General features: G+C 44.8%; 15 protein-coding genes. 5 read left to right on the forward strand and 10 right to left on the reverse strand.

What is annotated here, in order from left to right:
* Positions 1 to 5 precede the first annotated feature (5 nt).
* Both VNM22_03685 and VNM22_03690 read right to left on the reverse strand, forming a co-directional pair.
* Positions 6 to 539, reverse strand: coding sequence for a methanogen output domain 1-containing protein (locus VNM22_03685; GenBank protein ID HWP46242.1), 534 nt, complete (start codon positions 537 to 539; stop codon positions 6 to 8).
* 198 nt (positions 540 to 737) lie between these two features.
* A complete protein-coding gene (locus tag VNM22_03690; GenBank protein HWP46243.1) occupies positions 738 to 1505 on the reverse strand; it encodes an SDR family oxidoreductase in 768 nt (255 codons plus the stop codon).
* Positions 1506 to 1984: 479 nt separating this feature from the next.
* Here VNM22_03690 and VNM22_03695 point away from each other — a divergent pair, with 479 nt between their 5' ends.
* Both VNM22_03695 and VNM22_03700 read left to right on the forward strand, forming a co-directional pair.
* Positions 1985 to 2353, forward strand: coding sequence for a BON domain-containing protein (locus VNM22_03695; protein HWP46244.1), 369 nt, complete (start codon positions 1985 to 1987; stop codon positions 2351 to 2353).
* A gap of 373 nt (positions 2354 to 2726) precedes the next feature.
* A complete protein-coding gene (locus tag VNM22_03700; GenBank protein HWP46245.1) occupies positions 2727 to 4394 on the forward strand; it encodes an N-6 DNA methylase in 1668 nt (555 codons plus the stop codon).
* Positions 4395 to 4396: 2 nt separating this feature from the next.
* Here the strand turns inward: VNM22_03700 and VNM22_03705 are convergent, their stop codons facing one another.
* From VNM22_03705 to VNM22_03730, 6 genes are all read right to left on the reverse strand, one after another.
* Complete coding sequence (locus tag VNM22_03705; GenBank protein HWP46246.1) at positions 4397 to 5854, reverse strand: pitrilysin family protein; 1458 nt, start codon at positions 5852 to 5854, stop codon at positions 4397 to 4399.
* A gap of 31 nt (positions 5855 to 5885) precedes the next feature.
* Positions 5886 to 7466: a pitrilysin family protein gene (locus VNM22_03710; GenBank protein ID HWP46247.1), complete on the reverse strand. Its 1581-nt coding sequence runs from the start codon at positions 7464 to 7466 to the stop codon at positions 5886 to 5888.
* Positions 7400 to 7561, reverse strand: a complete 162-nt coding sequence (locus VNM22_03715) for a hypothetical protein (protein ID HWP46248.1) — start codon at positions 7559 to 7561, stop codon at positions 7400 to 7402. Before VNM22_03715 ends, VNM22_03710 begins: the two co-directional genes overlap by 67 nt.
* Positions 7562 to 7825: 264 nt before the next feature.
* A complete protein-coding gene (locus VNM22_03720) occupies positions 7826 to 10225 on the reverse strand; it encodes a hypothetical protein (protein ID HWP46249.1) in 2400 nt (799 codons plus the stop codon).
* A gap of 53 nt (positions 10226 to 10278) precedes the next feature.
* Entirely contained in the window at positions 10279 to 11046 is a 768-nt protein-coding gene (locus VNM22_03725) for a protein-L-isoaspartate(D-aspartate) O-methyltransferase (protein HWP46250.1), read from the reverse strand.
* Positions 11047 to 12606, reverse strand: a complete 1560-nt coding sequence (locus VNM22_03730; GenBank protein ID HWP46251.1) for a lipase maturation factor family protein — start codon at positions 12604 to 12606, stop codon at positions 11047 to 11049.
* Between the two features lie 576 nt (positions 12607 to 13182).
* On the opposite strand from VNM22_03730, the gene VNM22_03735 reads away from it, so the two are divergent.
* Positions 13183 to 15360 carry a Tex family protein gene (locus VNM22_03735; GenBank protein ID HWP46252.1) on the forward strand — a complete coding sequence of 726 codons (2178 nt, stop codon included), beginning with the start codon at positions 13183 to 13185 and terminating at the stop codon, positions 15358 to 15360.
* A 71-nt stretch (positions 15361 to 15431) separates the two neighbouring features.
* On the opposite strand, the gene VNM22_03740 is transcribed toward VNM22_03735, so the two are convergent.
* Positions 15432 to 16196 (reverse strand): hypothetical protein, encoded by a 765-nt coding sequence (locus VNM22_03740; GenBank protein ID HWP46253.1) that lies wholly within the window; start codon positions 16194 to 16196, stop codon positions 15432 to 15434.
* A gap of 284 nt (positions 16197 to 16480) precedes the next feature.
* Positions 16481 to 17488, reverse strand: a complete 1008-nt coding sequence (locus tag VNM22_03745; protein ID HWP46254.1) for a hypothetical protein — start codon at positions 17486 to 17488, stop codon at positions 16481 to 16483.
* 226 nt (positions 17489 to 17714) lie between these two features.
* Here VNM22_03745 and VNM22_03750 point away from each other — a divergent pair, with 226 nt between their 5' ends.
* Together VNM22_03750 and queG are read left to right on the forward strand one after the other, a co-directional pair.
* The gene (locus tag VNM22_03750) at positions 17715 to 18533 is read left to right on the forward strand and encodes an RNA polymerase sigma factor RpoD/SigA (protein HWP46255.1); all 819 of its coding nucleotides are present in this window, start codon (positions 17715 to 17717) and stop codon (positions 18531 to 18533) included.
* 299 nt (positions 18534 to 18832) lie between these two features.
* Positions 18833 to 19960 (forward strand): tRNA epoxyqueuosine(34) reductase QueG, encoded by a 1128-nt coding sequence (gene queG, locus VNM22_03755; protein ID HWP46256.1) that lies wholly within the window; start codon positions 18833 to 18835, stop codon positions 19958 to 19960.

Raw genomic sequence — 19960 nt, forward strand, 5'->3', positions numbered from 1 at the left:
AATTTTTAACTTTTGAAGTATTCTCTCCCTTCACATGTCTGGGTTTGTGGGGTTTGTCTTAAATAGATGACCACTCGACAATGGGGATATCCTTTGGCAATGGTTTCTTTTAACTCCACTTTGGCATAACCTAAATTCTCGGCAGCAATGGCTCCAAATACATTGGAAGTCATCATGCACATGGAAGTACGACCTAGTACTTTATCTCCAAACGGACAAGCCCGATTCCCCAAAACAATCTTCTCATCATCCTGCTCAATAATGTAAAAATCACCTTGAATGCGGCGCTTCAAATCGACCATTACGTCAGCTACTTGCTCCCGGGTCAGTTGAGAAACCGACAGGGCTTCCTTGTAATCTTTATCAATCTGCTCACCTATAGCCTGACCGACTACACTGATAAATCCAGAAGCCTCCTTGACTCCTACGACCTCTTCCAATGTTCCGGCCAGTTCCCGAATGAGGGAACGCAGGAAAAGGTCCCGATCTAAAGGTATCAGTAAGTTTTTAATATCTTCAGAGGTAGAAGAGTTCTCCATAGTTACTCCTTCAAGATTATTCCCTTTAACTCATGGTAACAACCCTAACATAGCGAAGACCGTGGAAGGATCAGGTTGGAAAATACAAATAGTTACTCGGTTCCTTAAGCATCAGATCATGAAGTTTATCAACTATACGAAAAAAAATATTCTTCAACCTGTAACACCGAAAATGAGAATTTAAACATTTCGGGGTTTCTAGAGCCTGGCCGTGTATCCTCCATCGATGATTAAGTCAATGCCCGTTACCCAGGAAGCATCATCTGATGCCAGATAGAGAATACCTTTGGCAATATCCTCTGGAGTTCCAAGTCGTTTCAACGGGTAGAGGGGGATCCAGTATTTTTCGGCCATTTCCTGCCACGTCTGACCCGGTTTCAATCGGGTTCGTGAAATTTCCGTTTCAACCAGTCCCGGTAGAACTGCATTGACCCGAATATTATAAGGTGCATAATCTACGGCCATTGCCCTGGTTAAATTACAGACGGCTGCCTTGGCTGCAGAATAGGAGTGGGCATCGGATTGTCCTCTCAGGGCCGATATGGAAGATACATTGATAATACACCCGCCTCCCTGCTTGATCATCTGAGGAATAGCATACTTAGAGGTCAAAAAGATAGCCTTGACATTAACAGCCATAATCCGATCCCAATCCTCTTCCGTAGAATCGACCAGTTTGGTTCGATCTATGGCCCCTGCATTATTGACCAGAATATCTAATCGTCCCCAGCGTGCTATGGTTTCCATTACCATCTGCCGGGCATCTTCATGCCGACTCACATCTCCTGGAATAGCCAGAGCCTCTCCACCTTGAGAGGTGATAGCAGCAACGGTTTCTTCTAACTTTTCTTTACGTCGTCCACTCACCGCTACCTTAGCCCTTTCCCTGGCAAACAATTCGGCAGTAGCTCTTCCCATTCCGGTGCCACCTCCGGTAATTAAGGCAACTTTATCTTTTAGTCTCATTCTGCCTCCCTTATGAAAATCTGGTTGGTTTAAGATGCCATCTCTTTACGAGGGAATTATCTTATTTAAGGATCAGGTGTCTGTCAAGATTAAACCACCTTCTAAGATCTGAGGGCTTGAAGGAATGTGGGAACCAATTGGTTTCCACGGGGATCCGGATTGCCTTCCAGAAGAATGGGTCCTGTCGGAATCTGGATCGGAATTTGAATCCCCCCACTGCTTCTTCGCTTCCTCTTGACAGGTTCTTCATAGTTCTATCCTTCCCATTTCATAGCCGATTAAGATTTGATCTCTCCTAAGATTTTAATATCTGTAAAACTTATATCCATCGCCAATATAAAAGTATTAAAATCTTATCAGCTTGCACCTTCTATAATTGGGGTTCATATTATGAATAGGTATTCAAGAGGTATTTCTGGCCGATTGATAAGTAATAAGATAAAAAACCGTTAAAATGTTAAGTGTGAGGAGTGTTAATCATGTATTTAGGGAAGAAACTTAAGCTCTGGATGGTTATTTTAGTAGTTTGGGTGATGGGTGTAAGTTGTGGGCTACCTCAACGTACTTCTCAGCAGGTTACTGCAGATGAGTTAATTACAAAGAGGGTTCAGGCAAAACTGGCAGAAGTTCCTTTGAGACCTCCTCCTCAAGATTATTTAATTGTAACGACTCATCTGGGTGTCGTACACCTGAGGGGAGTGGTTGAAGACCAATTCACGCGGAACAAAATTCTTGAACTGGCCAAGAGCGTTGAAGGTGTCAAAGAGGTGACCGAGAATATACGAATTGAGCCGGAAAGAGGTGGTGGAGGTGGAGCCTCTACCCAGCAAGCTGCCAAGACTCGATAGGGGATTTATGAAACGGTCAACCCTGGGTTTAAGCTTCCAGAGTTAGCTTGAACAGAAGGAGATTCCAACTCCTTAGGTAGAAACTTCCCTATAGGGGCAGGTTTTAAACCTGCCCCGTCCATTCGGGTGAGTTTCAAAATAAAATAATACCCCCTCTGTGGGAATGAAACAACAGGTAAGGGACTTCCCACAACCGTTTCCATGCATTCCAAGGGACGTTTTTTATTTTCATAACTTTTAACGCTTTCCCTTCAAAAGAAGAGGACTAATCCCTTATCACCGGATAAAGATCCTGTCTGGTCGGTGGGAGCCTTGTCGATGAAGTGATAGATCTGGATAAGGAAGGACGGATTGGAGGATAACGAGAAAAGGGATGCCGAAAAAATCTTTACAAGAATATTTTACCACCAGTTCTCGGATTGTGAATTGTATGGTTTCATTGCTTCAACTTCCTCCTGGAAGTTTAATCCTCGAGCCGTGTGCAGGTACCGGTCACTTTATTCGGGCCCTTCTAAAAAAAGCTTATCGGGTTTTTGCCGTAGAGCTCTCCCGGGATCATTACCTTTCTCTCCATCGCCGGTGGGGAGATTGTTTGTCGCTTCTTCAAGGCGATTTTCTGGAAATGGCCCTTCCTTCGACTTCCCACCCTGTGATTTTTCAAAACGTAGCCTTCGATGGAATCATCGCCAATCCACCTTACGGTATGTATCTGGAACCGGTACGAAGAAGACAATTCAAGAAGGTTTTGGGCCCTTTTTATACCCGGGAAACCTATGGACTCTTCCTCAAGCTTTCTGCCCCTTTACTTCGTGAGGGAGGGAGGCTGGTTTATATCATTCCAGATACGTTTCTTAGCGTTCGTATGCATTTCCCTTTAAGAAGGTACTTATTTAAAGAAATGAAAGTAACCCATCTGATTACCTTTCCTTCCCATTTCTTCCCGGGAGTGGATTTTGGATATGCCAGACTTTGTATTCTGGGGGCTACCCGCGTGAAACCAAAGCCGGAAGATGTTATTGAGTGGATCCAGCTCCATTCCTCAGATGGTCCGGAATCCCTCGTTTCGCTGGATTCCCTTCCTTCTAGGAAACACCTTCCCATTTTTTATAAAGACTTATGGCTTTCGGAGGATTTGAATATAAACTATGTCCGAAGCTACCTTACGGCTATGCCCCTGCGTTCCTATTTCAGTGTCCTGTTAAAGGATAAAGAAAACCCAAGAGAAAGTAAATCCCCTTCAGACTTCCCTTTCTTAAAGAAAAAACCGGAAGTTTCTCCCTTCCTGCCGGAGGGATTTGTTATGAACTGGTCTCCAGGTTTGGAATTGAGAAGGATTGACGGGCTACAGAGATGGGTCCCTCTGGGTGAGCTGGCCACCTGCAAGACAGGGATTTACACGGGGGATAACTCGAGATTTCACTACTGGAATCGGGATCATCCTCCAAGGAAAAAATCGGGTCAACCCCTGGATTGGAGGCTGGTCCAAGATCCCAGGACTTTATCTACCGAGGAAAAGACCTTTGGAATCGAAGGGGATCGGCATTTCGTCCCTTTAATCAAGGGGGGACATTATCCCCCGGTGGGAGAAACCCGCTGGGCCATCGACTGGTCCCGAGAAGCTCTCCGATTCTATCAAACAGATAAGAAAGCCCGATTTCAAAATAGTTCCTGGTACTTTAAAAAAGGATTGGCCGTTCCTATGGTCACGTCGGGCCGATTATCTGCTTCCTTAATGGAACATAGTGTATTCGATCAGGGTGTAGTAGGAGTTTTTCCTTATGAGGCACATCTTATCCCGTTTTTATTACTTTATCTCAATACTTCCTTAGCTACTCAATGGATGAAGGAAGTCATTAACCCCTCAGCCAATAATTCCGCCAATTATGTTAAGAAACTTCCCGTACCTGTTCCGAAAGATCAACAGGTTGAAGCCTGCCGAATTAAGCTGGCCGAATTAACTACCCAAATCGTAGATACCCCTGAAAAGGTTATTCGGGGCTGGATAGATAAATTCTTTCAGGAAATGTTTCAACAGATCTGAGTTTAAAAGATCTGTTTCAACAAAAATCCCAATTTTCCTATTAAACCGAAAGGTCTCAGTACGATAAGATTATAGTGGGTTTCCTGGATATATTGGATTGCAACCCGATGGACCTCTTCAAGGGTAACCGAATTTATTTTCGAAAAATACGCCCCCTCACTCTCCAGGCTGTTGAACAAGGCCCTTTCACCTAAATAGGAAGCCAGATCCCGATTCGTTTCTAGCACTCTGGCCAGCCGCCCTTTTAAATAATCTTTAGCTTCCTCTACTTCCTCTTCTAAAGAAGAACCCTTATCAACCGTTCGGATTTTTTTTAATTCCTCAAAGAGAACCTGTCTGGTTCGATTCTCTTCTTTTCCTTGAACTTCGATATAAATCTTCCAGATTCCTGTATCGGAGAGAGGTACGTAATCTGAGTTGACCACATAAGCAAGTCCGTGGGTTTCTCGAATGGAGTCAAAAAGCCGAAGCTGAATTATACCGGTCAGAACTTCCATGGCCGGACGATCGGCGTCCTGCAGACCCATAACCCTGATAGCCAGGAGGATTTTGGCCTGTTGAAGGAGGATGCTTCCCAAAGAAATCTCGCGGAGTTGAGATTGTTCGGGATACCCAGAGGAGGAGGGGAAATGAGAAGAGCCCGGCTCATTCTGCCATTGCTCCACTCTTCCATTTCCCCATTTTTCTATTTTCTCACTTATCGCTTCCGTTACTTCTTCCGTTTTTACATTTCCCACGGCAACAATAACCATATGGGTTGGAAGATAATGGGATTGATAATGGGCGATAAGGGCATCCCGGCTAATTTTTTTCAGATCCTCTTCTTTACCTCTGATGGGATTCCCCATGGGATGACCCTTGAACACTTCTCGAAGAGCTAGTTCATCGACGTAGGACTCTGGAATATCCTTCAATCGACCTATTTCGGTCAAAACGACCTGCCGTTCTTTGGCAAGGTCTTCTTCCCGCAACGCCGGACGGGTCACCATTTCTACCAATAGTTTCAACATTTCCCGATAGTTTGTAGCGGGTACCTCGGCATAGTACTGACTATATTCCTGAGATGTTCCTCCCCCTATTTGTCCTCCCAAAGAGGCTACCTTCTGGGCTAACTCCGGGGCCGGGAGGTCTTCTGTTCCTTTAAGGATCAGATGGGCTAACAGGTGAGAAATCCCAAACTGGCCTTCCCGTTCATCTCGGGAGCCAACCCTGACCCAAACTTGTAAGGCCGCAGTTTGGGTCTCCGGGCGTTCCCTCACAATCAGCCGAAGCCCATTTTTTAAGGTAATTAAAGAGGTCGTCTGAAGGTCTTTAATCCCCGCCGGTGGTTTATTACCCATACCCATGGTTGATTGTTCACTGCCCACCGTCGATTGTTTCTGGAGGCTAACTGCCTCTGACTGCATCGTAACGAAACCAATCAAGATAAGAACGCTTAAAAGACTCAGGGGGATCTTCATGTTGGGTCCTTTTTCTCTACTCCTTTGACGGTTAAAACAAATATCCCAAACCGGCTAAAACTTTCTTGATTCCACTTACCGGTTTTACAATAAATAGATTATATTTGTTTGGCTGGAAGTACCGACGAGCGACTCGTTGAACATCTTCTTGAGAGATACTATGAATTTTCTCCAGATACTCTTCCATGCTTTCTGCATGATGGATCGTTTCGAACCATCCGTAAAAATCCGCCTGGCTAAGATTATCCTCCCGTTCAATGAGAAAATTACCGGCCAGGGTTTGCCTGGCAGTTTCCAGTTCTTTATCAGATAAGGGCCTATTTTTAAGAGTTTCAAACTCTTGGAAGATAAGCTCTTTGACCCGTTCGATGTATTTGGGAGAAGTTCCTACATAAATTCCCCAGGCCCCAATATCCGATAAAGGTAAGTAAATCGAATCGATTTCGTCGGATAAACCCTCCTGTTCTTTGATACGCTGATAGATCCGGGAGTTTTTTCCCGACCCCAGGATAACATTGATCAGATCCATGACGTAACGATCTGGATCCTTTACTCCCAGGGTAGGAATTCCGATGGCTACATAAGCCTGAAACAAAAGCCGCTCGATGGTTACACTACGAAAAGCCTGCTGGGGTGGAGGAGGTTGGAGTTGGATTTTTGCACCAGGGTCTGAACGCAAAGTGGAAAACTTCCGGCTGACAAGTTGAATAATCTGTTCGGGATGAAGATCTCCCACAATAACCAGGATGAGGTTAGGGGCCGTATAATGAGCCTGATAAAAGTTGACCAGTTGAGAGTGGGTTATTTTCTTAACTATTTTTTCGGTACCTATTACGGGTCTTCCTAAAGGATGTCCAGGAAAAAGGGTTCGGGTCACGATATTTAAGGCAAACAATCGAGGATCATCCTGGAATCGCTTAATTTCCTCGAGAATGACCTTCCTTTCAGTGGCGACATCTTCCGGTCGAAGGAGGGGATTCATCACCATTTCTCCTATTATCTCAATGGCTGTATCCACATGATCGGCTGGAACAATCGTATAATATTTAGTATATTCCCAGAAGGTCTCTCCATTCAGGTAACCTCCTACCCTTCGTATTTTTCTACGAATTTCTTCCCCTGTATACTTCGACGAACCCTTAAATAACATATGTTCCAGGAAATGAGAAATACCGTTCAAAGATTCCGTCTCATATCGAGAACCTACCCGAATCCAGGCTTCAACGGCTACAGTTCCAGTTCCCGAACGCTTCTGGGTTATCAGGGTAAAGCCATTGGAGAATATTGTTTTTTGTAAGGTAGGAGAAAGCGAAATGTCCTTTACGGGGATTAGCCCCTCTGTCCCCTTCCCTTCAAGGGAAGGGGAAGGAAAGGTCCCTGGCCGGTCATCCTTTTCGCTATACCTATGGGGAGAGTCCGGGGAAAGATTTCTTTCGGACAGAGAACCTGGGAGGGGGCAGCTACAGGTAACGACCACAGAGAGAAAAAGGAAGATGGAAAACCCAAGCTTGAACTTTCGGGTTGTTGGGGAGCGAAACAGGTAGTTTAGGAGTGTGTTCGCCACTGTCTGTAAAGAAGGGGATGCGCAAACTGTTCGTATCTGGCTGCCCATACTTTGGCAGTAGCTCGATTAACACCTATCTTTACGAGGAAGCAGTGTACATGTAGCGCATTTAGACGATGTTGTAACCTTTGCACTATTTTCATATCGTTCTCCTCCTCAGTAATAATATGCAAACTTCATACCGCTTTACGCAACCCCTCGGAAGGTTGTTCCTTCAGTTAGGGATATTATTAATCCACCTATCAAAGTCTGGGAGTATGGGGGTATGGGAGTGTGAAAGTATTTGCACTTATACTTCCCTACTTCCCTACCCCCACACTCCCATACCCCCATACTCCCAGACTTCTCTACTCTCCAGAAAAACTACGCATACAGTTCACTTTAAAAAAGCGAGAATCGTCTGAAAATTAGATCATTTTTAGAGCTATCAGATAGAGCAAAAGGGCCAATCCGATAACCACATGAAAGCCCCAGGAAATCGCCAAAGTGGTGGCCAGGATTGAACTGATGACCGAGGCGTATCCGTTAATTCCCCAGGCCCATGGGATCAACTCCGGAGCTTTAAGAGATACCTTGCTAAGGCCTATTGGAAAAGGCATTCCCATAAAGAAAGCCAGAGGTGCGACCAGCAAGATCGTTATGGCAATTCTAACTCCACTACCATACGCCATAAAATACTGGAAAATGAATTTTAAAGTCAAAAAATATACCAACGAAATTCCAACCATGGCCAAAATAGGAAGGGAGGGTCTGGAGAACTTCTTCGAATAAAAACTTCCCAGGCCTGAAAAGAATAAGAAAGAGAAGATGATGACAGAAATTGCATAAATAGGATTCGCCAAAAACAGAATAAACTTTTGAATATAAACCATTTCCAGAAATAGAAATCCAAGTCCCAAACAACCGAAGTAAATGAATACTCTCAACTTATAGATCCCCCATGTGGAACTTGTGGGTAGCCGGAGTAAGGGAAGGATGATCAGAATGAGACTTACCGGGATACTCTGGATTAAAGCTGCAATGAGGATGATATAGCCCCATTCTATAAAGGGTATCCACTCCCTGCCCATGGAGGCTATTAAGGTAGGCAAAGCCTTCCATTTAAAGAAATGGAAAAAATAGGGTTGATTGTCGGTTGCAGGCTTTATGTTAAAAAGATAATCCTGATAAAACTTCTGCCGATCTCCAAACAGAATTTTTTGAACCCCATGATAGTGATGGGGCGAAGGAAGCTGGTTGTATTTGTTATCATCCGCCTCGGTGATACCGGGAAAATAAACCGTATCGAAAAGCCGGGTTCGACAGAATTCTTTGACCCTGGCTATTTCTTCCCCGGAGAAAGGCAACAGGCTGACCAGAAGGGTGGCCGTAGCCCAGCTTCGGATTAAAATGAGATGTCTGGGGATTTCCGGAGTCCCTATCTCCTCTAAAGCCTGTACGGCGGTGGCAAAGACTTTTAGATTATCCCTGGGAGGGAGTTTAATCCAGCGGGTTATAGACAAAATTCCGTTGGGAGTGAGTCGTTCTAGATATTTTTTAAAGGCTTCAACCGTATAAATATAGCTTTCATTCAGTGCATAAACGCCGGCCGATGAGGCACTAAAAGCATCCAGGAGGGTTACTTGAATAAGATCGTAGGCGTCCGAGGTCGACTCCACATAACTACGGGCTTCAGCTATTTTTACCTGAACCTGGGGTAAGGTATAGATCCCTCGGGTAAAATCTTTAAAGGGTCCATTTACCAGATCCACAATCTGTCGGTTAAGTTCAACGGCATGGATTTGCCCGGATTGGTGGTAAAGGGCTGTTAGAACATCGGTTCCTCCGCCCGCTCCCAGTATCAAAACTTTATCGGGAGAACGAACATGATAAGCCAGGGCAGAAGAAATATAATCCAGATATTGCAGGTCGGAGAGATCTTCCTTAAAGTGTGTCATAGCTCCTGCTTCAGAGGCATCTATGTAAAGTCCCAATTGGGGCGGAGGAGCCTGGGTATATTTAAGACTGAGTCCTGGAGCATAGCGAATGGCAGGACTTTTGACCACATCTATTAAACCCAAAGGCCCATGGGTCTCTTGAACGATTTCGGCGTGGGGAAGATTCAGGGCTATACTAAGACCTTTATACTGGGAAATACGTAATCGAAGTGGAACGGTATATAAAAGGCCAGTGGTTCCCAGGAGAAGTAAAACAATCAGAACAGGGAGGAGGGAGGTGTGCAGCCATGGGAGCGTTATTTCCCTTTCTTTTTTCCCTTCTCCTTTTAGAGGAAAGGAAAAAGCTGCAGCCAGAAGCGCTGACCCGGAGATCACGTAAAGAATACGGAGGGGATGCAAAAGATAGAGGAGCCAGACCGAGGTAAAAGCGCCTGCTCCAGAACCCAACAGATTATAAAAGTAAATCTGACTGATCTTTCCAGGATATTTAGAAAAAGCCAGTCCGATGCAGGTAGCTCCAAAGAAGAAGGGAATAAACAGGATCAGGTAGTACGCCAGCAGGTAGAGATACTGCCTTTTATCCCAAACGATAAGGAAGGGATCGAAAGGAATTTTCTGACTCATCCAGAAACCCAAGGGCAGGGAAAGGGAAAAGAGGTAAGCAAAGACAAAGTAATAGATGGAAAAAGCCTTCTTCAACCGATTTTGAAAGAGGGAGATAAAACTTCCGCTGGCCCCAAATCCAAGCAGGGCAATACTCATCACCAGGTAAGCAAAATGATGCCATTGGGTAATGGAGAAAATCCGCATGAAAATTATTTCATATGTTAAAATGGAGAGGGAAATAAGGAAGATAGTGGGGTACAACATAATTTGGATATCCTATTTGTGATTTAGATGGCCTTAATCCTTCTCTATCCCGCCTAATGCGGTCCTAATAGAGGTACAAACATGACCGGTAGAATATTTTTAACGGTAATCTCTCCATTCTCCAATTTTCGCACCAGCATTAAGTTTTGGGTTTGAAAAGGGTTTCCCACTGGAATAACCATCCGACCACCGGGTTTGAGTTGCTGGATTAGAGGAGGAGGAATATGATTAACGGCTGCTGTAACTACGATCGCGTCGAAGGGGGCATGTTCTTCCCAACCGTAGTAACCATCCCCTATTTTAACTTCCACCTGGTTATAACCCAGTCTTTTCAAGCGATCTCGAGCTTTTTCCCCGAGTTCCTGAAAGATCTCGATGGTGTAGACTTGCGTATCAAGTTCTGCCAGAACGGCGGCTTGATAGCCAGAGCCGGTTCCGACTTCCAAAACAACATCCCCGGGTTTTACTTCCAGAAGCTGGGTCATTAGGCCTACAATATAGGGTTGAGAGATCGTTTGTCCCTGCCCAATAGGTAAGGGTCGGTCTTCGTAAGCTTCCTCCCAAAGATCCCGGGACACAAACAGGTGACGGGGAACTTTGCGCAGAGCCTTTAGAACCTCTTCATTCCGTATACCCCGCTCGAATAGCTGTTCCCGAACCATCTTTTCCCTCCTTGTTTGGAACTCTTCATTTTCTTGTTCCTGATAGGGTTCTGAGCCATCTGGGGATGGCTCTGAAAGAAAAGCGTTTGCAGGAGGTTCTTCGACATGCTGGACGGCCAGGAACAAAACAAGATTGAAGATCGTTAAAAATCTTTTCATTTAAGGACTCCTCAGTGTTACCTCGGGAAGGTACCATCCCTCCCATTCACGCCGCCACCAGGTACCTTCGGTGCGCCGGGTAATAAAATCGGTAAAGTGGTAGTTATAAAGTGCAGCCCGAACATACCGGGGTGGTGCGTCAGGGAAAGGATTTTTATCTAAAAGCGCAAGCACTTCAGGAGAACCCCGTAGCAATTGCGCCATGAAATTCGTGAACCAGGGATTATGGGTATAGCTTCCCAATGCTGCAAACCACATCTGCCAATCCAGACGGGGCTGATGAGGTGCTACCCAAAGCGGCGCGCGCTTTACCTCTCCGGGCTTGTATTTAAATTCATAAGGAAACCATTTCTCTCCATCCTGACTTCCTTCCACGATAATCTCGGGCCGTGATGTGGTCATAACGGCAAACAATCCATAGGGATTTACCAGGCGGAGTGGGGCCACCTCCATAAGAATTTCTGCAACCGGTTCCGGTAAGTTTCCCCGGGGTAGAAACAGGCCTATCATTTGAAGTCCGCTTATGAAAAGAATCCCAATGGCAAGGATAACCCTCAGAAAGTCTTTGAAGGAAGATTTTTTCACCGTCCTGCCGGAAGGATCCGTCGTGTTGATGGTCGGAACAGATGGGACAGTTGATGGACCCATAACTCGCCTGGGAAGAAATCGACCTAAGAAGGTATCATCCACTAATAACAGGCATAGAGTCAGGGTGAGAAGATTAAAAAAAGCATAGTTTCCGGTCAACAGAATGCATACCTGTAGAAAAGCCAGCAATCCGGCCCCTATAAGTCGTAATCGCCGGGATGCAAAGATTAAAAAAGGAACTATCAGCTCGATGATAAACATAACCATAACTGAAATTTTTTGAAACCAGGCAGGTAACTGATGCATATACCAGGCAACAGGGGTAGGCAAGGGTTGAGTCTCGTAATGATATTGAAGGGCTGTCAGATTACGCCAGGTCGGATCCCCACTGGCCAGCTTTACAACCCCAGAAGAAAACATCAGGCGAAACAAGAGCCATCTCAATAACCATAACACGATAAGAGGGGGAGGGGATTCACGGGAAAAGTCAGGTAAGATTTGAAGCGGTGCAAAAAAAATAGCCAGGAAACCGGTTTCCAGAAGTAAAATATCCCACTGAAAAGACAAAAAATCTTGACCAACAGTTACGAGCGATAGATAAAACATCCAACATAACACCAGCGCAGGAACTGTTAAAATTCCCATAACCACAAAGATCGAAAAAACGGCCCCTCCCAGACATAAAAATTTTAAAAAGGAATCACTTCCATTCAACCAGACCAGGGTCGGAAAAAACCAGTAGCCTGAGAGGCCGATCTGTTTCTTGACCTCCTGTAAAAAGAGATAGGCCGGTAAAATTCCCTGGCTACCTATCAATCCGGTTACCTGCGTCCAAAGGGATATAAAGGCGATGAAGTAGATGATACCCAACAATCTTAAAAATAACCAGCGGGTAAATAGGTAAGAAGTAGGTTCTACAGGCTTTTTCCGGGGAGTTTTTTTTACCTTATGGAAAAGGCGTAAGAATAACATAACCTAAATAAGGTTTTTTAAAAAACAACCTGAAAACAATCCAACGTGTCAAAGATTATGATTTTCATGGTAAACCCTAAAGGATAAATTAGTCAAATGATATATTTTGGGAGGTATCCGTATCCATTTAGTAGGTGGAAAAAGAAACACCCCCCTGGAGGGGGGCCAGGGGAGGGTTCAGACAGAAAAAATGACACCTACCAACTAAATTATTATAGTTACATTTTGGGAGGTCTCTGTATTTATGTAGGGGGTGGGAGAAGAAACATCCTCTGCCCCCCTTGAGGGGGGAAGGGAGGTGTTCAGATCGAGCATGAGGCTTTTCTCCTTCTTAGCTTGATGCATGTGGGATGGCTTCACAGAGTTTATCCGGAGATGATATCGAAGGGTTTACCATGGCCCTCGGACGAAAATGTTAGCTTCTGAAATAATACTTTTTACTTTGACAACCTTCAGAGATATGATATATCAACTTCGGCACGGTTCAGAGAGCTTTATATTATCCTAAAGGACATGTCATTGCGGAAAAGCTTCCATGAAGCAATAACACGATCCCTTCTGAAGATTTGAAACTATATGGTATTGGATATTGCCCAAAAAATTGCAACAGAACTTAATCTCAAATCGCACCAAGTTGAGAATGTAATCCAATTACTGGACGAGGAAAATACCATTCCTTTCATCGCCCGGTATCGGAAGGAAATGACCGGAGAGCTGGACGAAGTGCAATTGCGTCAGATTGACAAGCTCTTAAAATACCTTCGTCATCTTCAGGTCCGGAAGGAAGAAGTTATTCGCCTTATCCAGGAACAGGGAAAACTGACCCCGGAACTGAAAGAGGCAATTGAGAAAGCGGAGAAGCTTCAAGAAGTCGAAGATCTTTACCTGCCTTACAAGCCTAAACGGCGGACCCGGGCAACGATTGCTAAGGAGAAAGGGTTGGAACCGTTAGCTCAACTGATTTTACAGCAAGAATTAGAGACGGGGACTCCGGAAGTCGTTGCCGAGTCTTTTGTTAATCCCGAGAAAGGGGTTCCAGATTCCGAAGAGGCGCTCAAGGGTGCTATGGATATTGTAGCCGAGATTATTTCAGATGATGCGGAAGTTCGAAAGCAGGTCCGGGCGATTACAAAAAGTAAGGGAGTTCTCAGATCGACCCGAAAGGAAAAGGTCGAACCAGAAGATTCAGTAGAAGCAGATGTTTATCAACTGTACTTTGATTATCAAGAACCTGTTAAGACGATCCCACCCCATCGCCTTCTGGCCATTAATCGAGGAGAAAAGCGTGGGGTTCTCCGGGTAACTCTTCAAGTACCGGTTGAAGACGTTCTTCAAGCTATAGAGGCCTTGTATGTAAAAAATCGCAAAAGTATTTTTACCCCTTACCTTTTAAACGCCATTCAGGATAGCTACAAACGACTGATTGCCGGTTCCATAGAGACCGACATTCGAGCTGAAGCTACCCTGATGGCCGAAGAGCATGCCCTTAAAATTTTTTCTTCCAACTTAAAAAACCTGCTTCTTCAACCGCCGGTTCGGGATAAAGTGGTTTTGGGGATCGATCCAGGGTATCGCACAGGTTGCAAAGTGGCCGTAGTCGATGAAACTGGAAAACTTCTTGCTACCGCCACTATTTATCCCCATCCCCCCCAATCAAAGGTCGAAGAAGCCAGGAAGACTTTGGAAGCTTTGATTGAACACCATAAGGTGGATATCATTGCCATTGGGAATGGTACGGCTAGTCGGGAGACCGAGGTTTTTGTTGCCGGCCTTATCAAAAGTCTTCAACGTCCGGTTAAGTATATCATTGTGGATGAAGCGGGAGCCTCTGTGTATTCAGCCTCGGAAGTCGCTGCAGAGGAATTTCCGGATTTAGATGTAAGTTTACGGGGTACCGTCTCTATTTGTCGGCGGTTACAAGATCCTCTGGCGGAGTTAGTTAAAATTGATCCCAAATCTATCGGAGTGGGCCAGTATCAACACGATGTGGATCAACGGCTTCTTTCCGAGGCTCTGGACGCCGTTGTAGAGTCTTGTGTGAATTATGTGGGAGTGGATGTCAATACGGCTTCTGTTTCTCTCCTGAAGTATGTTTCAGGTATCACCGCTGCCGTTGCTAAGAATATCGTGCAGTATCGAAATACCCATGGAAAATTTACTTCCCGGGAGGAACTGAAACAGGTCCCTCGTTTGGGAGAGCAAACCTTTGTTCAGGCCGCCGGATTTTTACGTATTGCCGGTGGAACCAATCCTCTAGATAATACTCCCATCCACCCGGAGTCTTATGAAGCCGCCCGGGGGCTTTTAAAACACCTGGGTTTGAAACTGGAAGATCTTAATAATAAGGCCCATCTCATTGCTTTGGCCACCAACCGAAGAGGTTTGGATTTAGTCAAGATTGCCCATCAACTCCATGTCGGACTTCCTACCCTGAAGGATATCCTGACTGCTCTGGAAAGACCCGGACGCGATCCTCGAAGCGATCTGCCTTTGCCCGTATTCCGGAGCGATGTCATGGAGATAAGCCAGTTGAAAGTGGGTATGGTGTTAAAAGGAATCGTAAGGAATGTGGTGGATTTTGGGGTTTTTGTCGACATTGGAGTCAAGCAAGATGGACTCATTCATATTTCGGAACTATCCCACAAATATATCAAACATCCCATGGATGTAGTCTCTGTAGGGCAGGTGGTCGATGTAAAGGTGATTAACATCGATGAGCGGCGAGGTCGGATTGGCTTAAGTATGAAATTTTGATACGTACAGGGTAGAGAAGGATGGAGGGAAGGGGATCATACTTCTTCCCCCATTTTCCTGTATCCCTTTTCTTAGTAACTGGAAATCTGAGCTCCTTTTATTTTTAAACTGGTAGTCTGATTTTCTTTTATAATCACCTCGGTAGATATCGGAAAACCCGGAAGGTTTTCAGGACTGGTTTCAATCTGAAGTCGATATCTACCTGGAGAGAGATTATGGAGTATAAGGGTTCCGGCACGAATAGACTGCCGGGCTACTACTTCGTTTTGGGTATTATAGAGGGTATAAATATAGGAGGCAAAAGGGGAGTGGAATGCAATCTTCTTAGGACCTTCTCTTTGCATCTTTCTAAGAGATCCTTTAGCCGTCAAATTAGCCACGCATTCCAGTTGTTTTCGAGTTTTATCGTCGGGTAAGGGGCCCACCACCCGAATTAAAGGTTTTTCAATCCCGCTGGCCATGACCTGAGAGATGACCTGGCAGAGATTTCCCGAACAGGTTTCTTTTCCATCTGTGATCAACAGGATGAGTTTACGCCCTTCCAATTTTTCCAGGTCTTCTTTGGCTTTCATAATTGAAAAAGCCACAGGGGCCATTCCGCCTCGGGTCTTGAGGGATCGAACCTTCTCCCGGAGGGTTGCCATATCCGCTTTCCCCATGGGAATCAGGAGTTCTGTATCCTGACAGTTTTTGGCTTTCTGGGAAAATCGGGAACCATAAATACGTAATCCAAAGATTGGATTTTGGAACCGCTTGTTTATTTCCTGGATGGCCCTCAAGGTTTCTTTCTTGGCTTCTTGAAACTGGGTTTTTCCCTTTTCATCTTTTGTCAGCATGCTTCCTGATGCCCCCACAATAACTTCAACGTTCACCTTGGGCGGAGAACCTGTCTTCTTTTCCAGGGTCTTAGGCCTTTTTATTCCCCTTAGCTCCTCCTCACTAGTCTGGAAGGAGAGGGATAATTTACCAGAAGGAGGTACCTTACTGAAGAGGGGAGGTTTACCAGTTGGAAAGGTTTGAGTACAGCCTATCAGGAGGAACAGGATAAAACTTGTCAGGCATACCGTGACTCTGAAAGAATCTGCCCATCTCCACCATTCCATAGACTTTTCATTCTATATTAGAGTCCGGCTAGATCGTTTCTAATGATTCTGGTCAGGTCTTCTACTTTAGTTTCCCAGGATTTCCCATCCATATCTTTATTTTTCGCACAAGGAAGGGCAGGTATTCGGCTGATAATCAACAATGCTTTTTGCTCGTCTCCGCTCAACCTGGCCTTAAGTCCAGAGGTCCATAAACTTCGACATTTATCCAAAGTAGATGATCTGGATATTCCGACTTCTTCTACAGGATTTGCAGAGTTAAGGCCCAGGGACGATACCCTTGCACCGGCCTCAGATTTAGTCATTTTAATCGATTCCGCAGATTTATTTCCTTGGAGGGTTGGCTGGGTCTCAGGTCGTAGGGGTGAAGTCATTTCATTCTTGCTCTCTTTGCCAGGATATTCCGCAGGAGCTTGTTCTTCTGAAGCTGAAAATATCTCAGATTCCTTTTCCTTTGAAGTGAAGGATTGAAGTTGTTCTGGGGGAACCTGTACCAGTTTGCTATTTAAAGGATCATCCTTCAACGGCAGGATGGGGGGTGAGGACGGAGCTATTTTCAGTTTATCTTCTCCATTTTTGGGGGGAAATTGTTCCTTTAGATCAATAAAGCCTTTGGTTTCAGGGAGATTCTGGTTAAGAAATTCTACCCTTCCCTGAATCTGTTTAATCTGGTCTTTCAACTTGAGGGAGACGGCTCCGGTTATAAAATACAGAACAATAACCAATCCTATCATCAGGTTTTGCTTGGAGTGGAGAGACTTTTTAAGACCCTCGATTTGATCGGTTACCTTCTCCAACGGGTCCGGTTCAGAGGGAAACAAAAAATCCTCTTCTGTTTCCCCCTCGGAATTTGAAAAACCTCCGGCAGCTAATTCAGAGTGGAAAAGTTCTGACTTGATTTTCAGGGTATTCAATTTACTCTCAAACTTGTTGATCTGACTTTTTAGCTGGGTAATTAATTGGTCTTTAGCCAGGATTTCGGCTTTGAGCCTTTCTATCTCGGTAGGAGGTCCATTTGATTTCATGGCTTCTTCTCCTCGTCTATTCTCTCTCACCTGCTTCCAGATAAGCAGTGTTCATGATTTTTCCTTATTTAGCTCTTTAAACTAATCGAGCGATAATGTCAACTTGAAATTTTCGAATAAATTAACAAAAAACCTCTTGAGGGAACTTTGAAAAAGGAATTTAGTCTAATTAGACATGAAAGGCTTAAAACCCCGTAAACTTTCTTCAGAAGCACCTACAGATAAAATGTTAAAACGTTATCTTCAAGAAATTGGGAATATCCCTTTAACAACCCGAGAGGAGGAAAAAAAACTCGCCGAGGAAATCAAAAAAGGTAATCAGCAAGCCCTCAACCGTTTGGTTGAAGGTAATCTCCGATTCGTTGTCAAAGTAGCCCAGGACTATATGGGATATGGACTGTCTTTCGCAGACTTAATTACCGAGGGAAATTTAGGTTTAATTGAAGCAGCTAAACGTTTTGATCCTTCCCGAGGAGTTAAGTTTGTTTCCTATGGAGTTTGGTGGATTCGGCAGTCCATTTTGCGGGGCTTGTCTGAGCAAAGCCGGACGATCCGGTTACCTATCAAGCAGGGAGATCTCCTTGCTAAATTGAATCGGATTTATCATGAATATATCCAGGAGAAAGGAGGTCAGGAACCTTCCCTAGAAGATCTGGCGGATCGGTTGGGAATGAAAGAAGAACAACTCCGACAAATCTTGGAAGTTGCCAGAGAACCTTTATCCCTTGATGCTCCCATGATGGAGGATGATAATGCCACGCTCTTGAATATCATCAGCAGCAAGAATAACCTGGGACCTGAAGAAACTTTAGTCAATCTTACCTTAATTGAGGAGCTTGACAAACTCCTGAATGAGATGAATCCCCGGGAAGCCCTGATTCTAAGATTAAGATACGGAATCGGGGAAGAGGGTCCTATGACATTGGAACAGATAGGGAAAAGGTTAAATCTGAGTCGGGAACGAATCCGCCAGATAGAGCAGCAAGCCAAAGCAAAGCTAAAAAAACGTGCCTGCGCTAAGAGCCTGGGAGATTACTTAAACTAAGATAAATAATAAATTTTCAGAAAAATTTATAAACTTCAAGAGTTGACAGTTGAGAAGTCTTGATAGTATATTCTTCTTGAGAAGAGAAAGCTAAAAGTATGCCCTCCTGAAAAGGGGCTTACAGGGCTGACTGTCCTGTTCGCCAACGGGTTCCCCTAAGCTGACCAAGAGGGAAAGTCCAGCGGCAGGTACGGTTAGCCCTTTGATTTTTGCCGGTATCCCCCTGCCAAGGTTGATGAAACCATTCTTACCTGTTTCTGATTGCTTTGTCAAGTTTATTTTTTCGTCTCCATTCAAATATGTCCTTTACGGAGAAAATTAAGAGCTATGCAGAGTCTTTAGGTTTCGATCTTGTGGGAGTTTCTCCTGTAGAAGTTCCTTCCCCGGATCGCAAGAAATTTTTTTTACAATGGTTGGAGGAAGGATCTGCAGGAGAAATGGGCTATTTAAAAAAAAATGCAGAGAAACGTATAGATCCGAGATTAGTTTTACCTCGCGCTCAGTCGATTATCTCCGTAGGCATGAACTATTTTACCGATATTCCCCTCCGGGCCACCTTTTTGGAGAAAGGAAAGGGATGGATCTCTCGTTATGCCTGGGGAGAGGATTATCATGACCATCTCAAGGAGAAATTGCTGAAGTTATTGGCTTTTATTAAAGCTGAGTCCCGAAAGCCGGTAGAGGGAAAAGTCTATGTAGATACAGGCCCTGTTTTAGAACGTGAGGTAGGAAGTCAGGCAGGCCTGGGGTGGCAGGGTAAGAATACCAACCTGATCTCTCGAAAAATAGGTTCCTGGTTTTTTCTGGGTGAAATTCTCCTGGATGTGGAGCTTACTTACGATGAACCCATCCCAGATTTTTGTGGAACCTGTAACCGGTGCATCGAAGCCTGTCCCACAGGCGCCATTACCAAACCCTACGTTTTGGATCCTCGTCGTTGCATTTCTTATCTGACCATTGAAGTTAAAGATAACATCCCGGTGGAGTCTCGACCTCTTCTGGGAAACCATATTTTCGGCTGTGATATCTGTCAGGATGTCTGTCCCTGGAATCGAAAAGCCCCTGTTACTTCGGAAACTTCTTTCCTTCCCCGGGAAGGCTTGGTGGCCCCTTCCCTGCTTTCTCTACTTCGCCTGGGGGAGGAAGAGTTTCGGGCCTTTTTTAAAGGAAGCCCGATTAAACGCGTAAAAAGAAAGGGGTTTTTGAGAAATGTGGTGGTAGCCCTTGGAAACTCCCGAGACCCGGATCTGGCCAAACCTTTGGAGTTAGCCTTAAAAGATCCTGAACCTTTGATTAGAAGCCATGCAGCCTGGGCTCTCGGGCAGCTAGGTGGAAGCAAAGCGCAACAGGTCTTAGAAAGAACTCTGAGTTCTGAGGTAAATCCTCAAGTTATAGAAGAAATTAAACGCGCTCTGGAAACTCTGTGA

The sequence above is a fragment of the Candidatus Limnocylindrales bacterium genome, assembly GCA_035559535.1.
Lineage (GTDB): Bacteria > Moduliflexota > Moduliflexia > Moduliflexales > JAUQPW01 > JAUQPW01.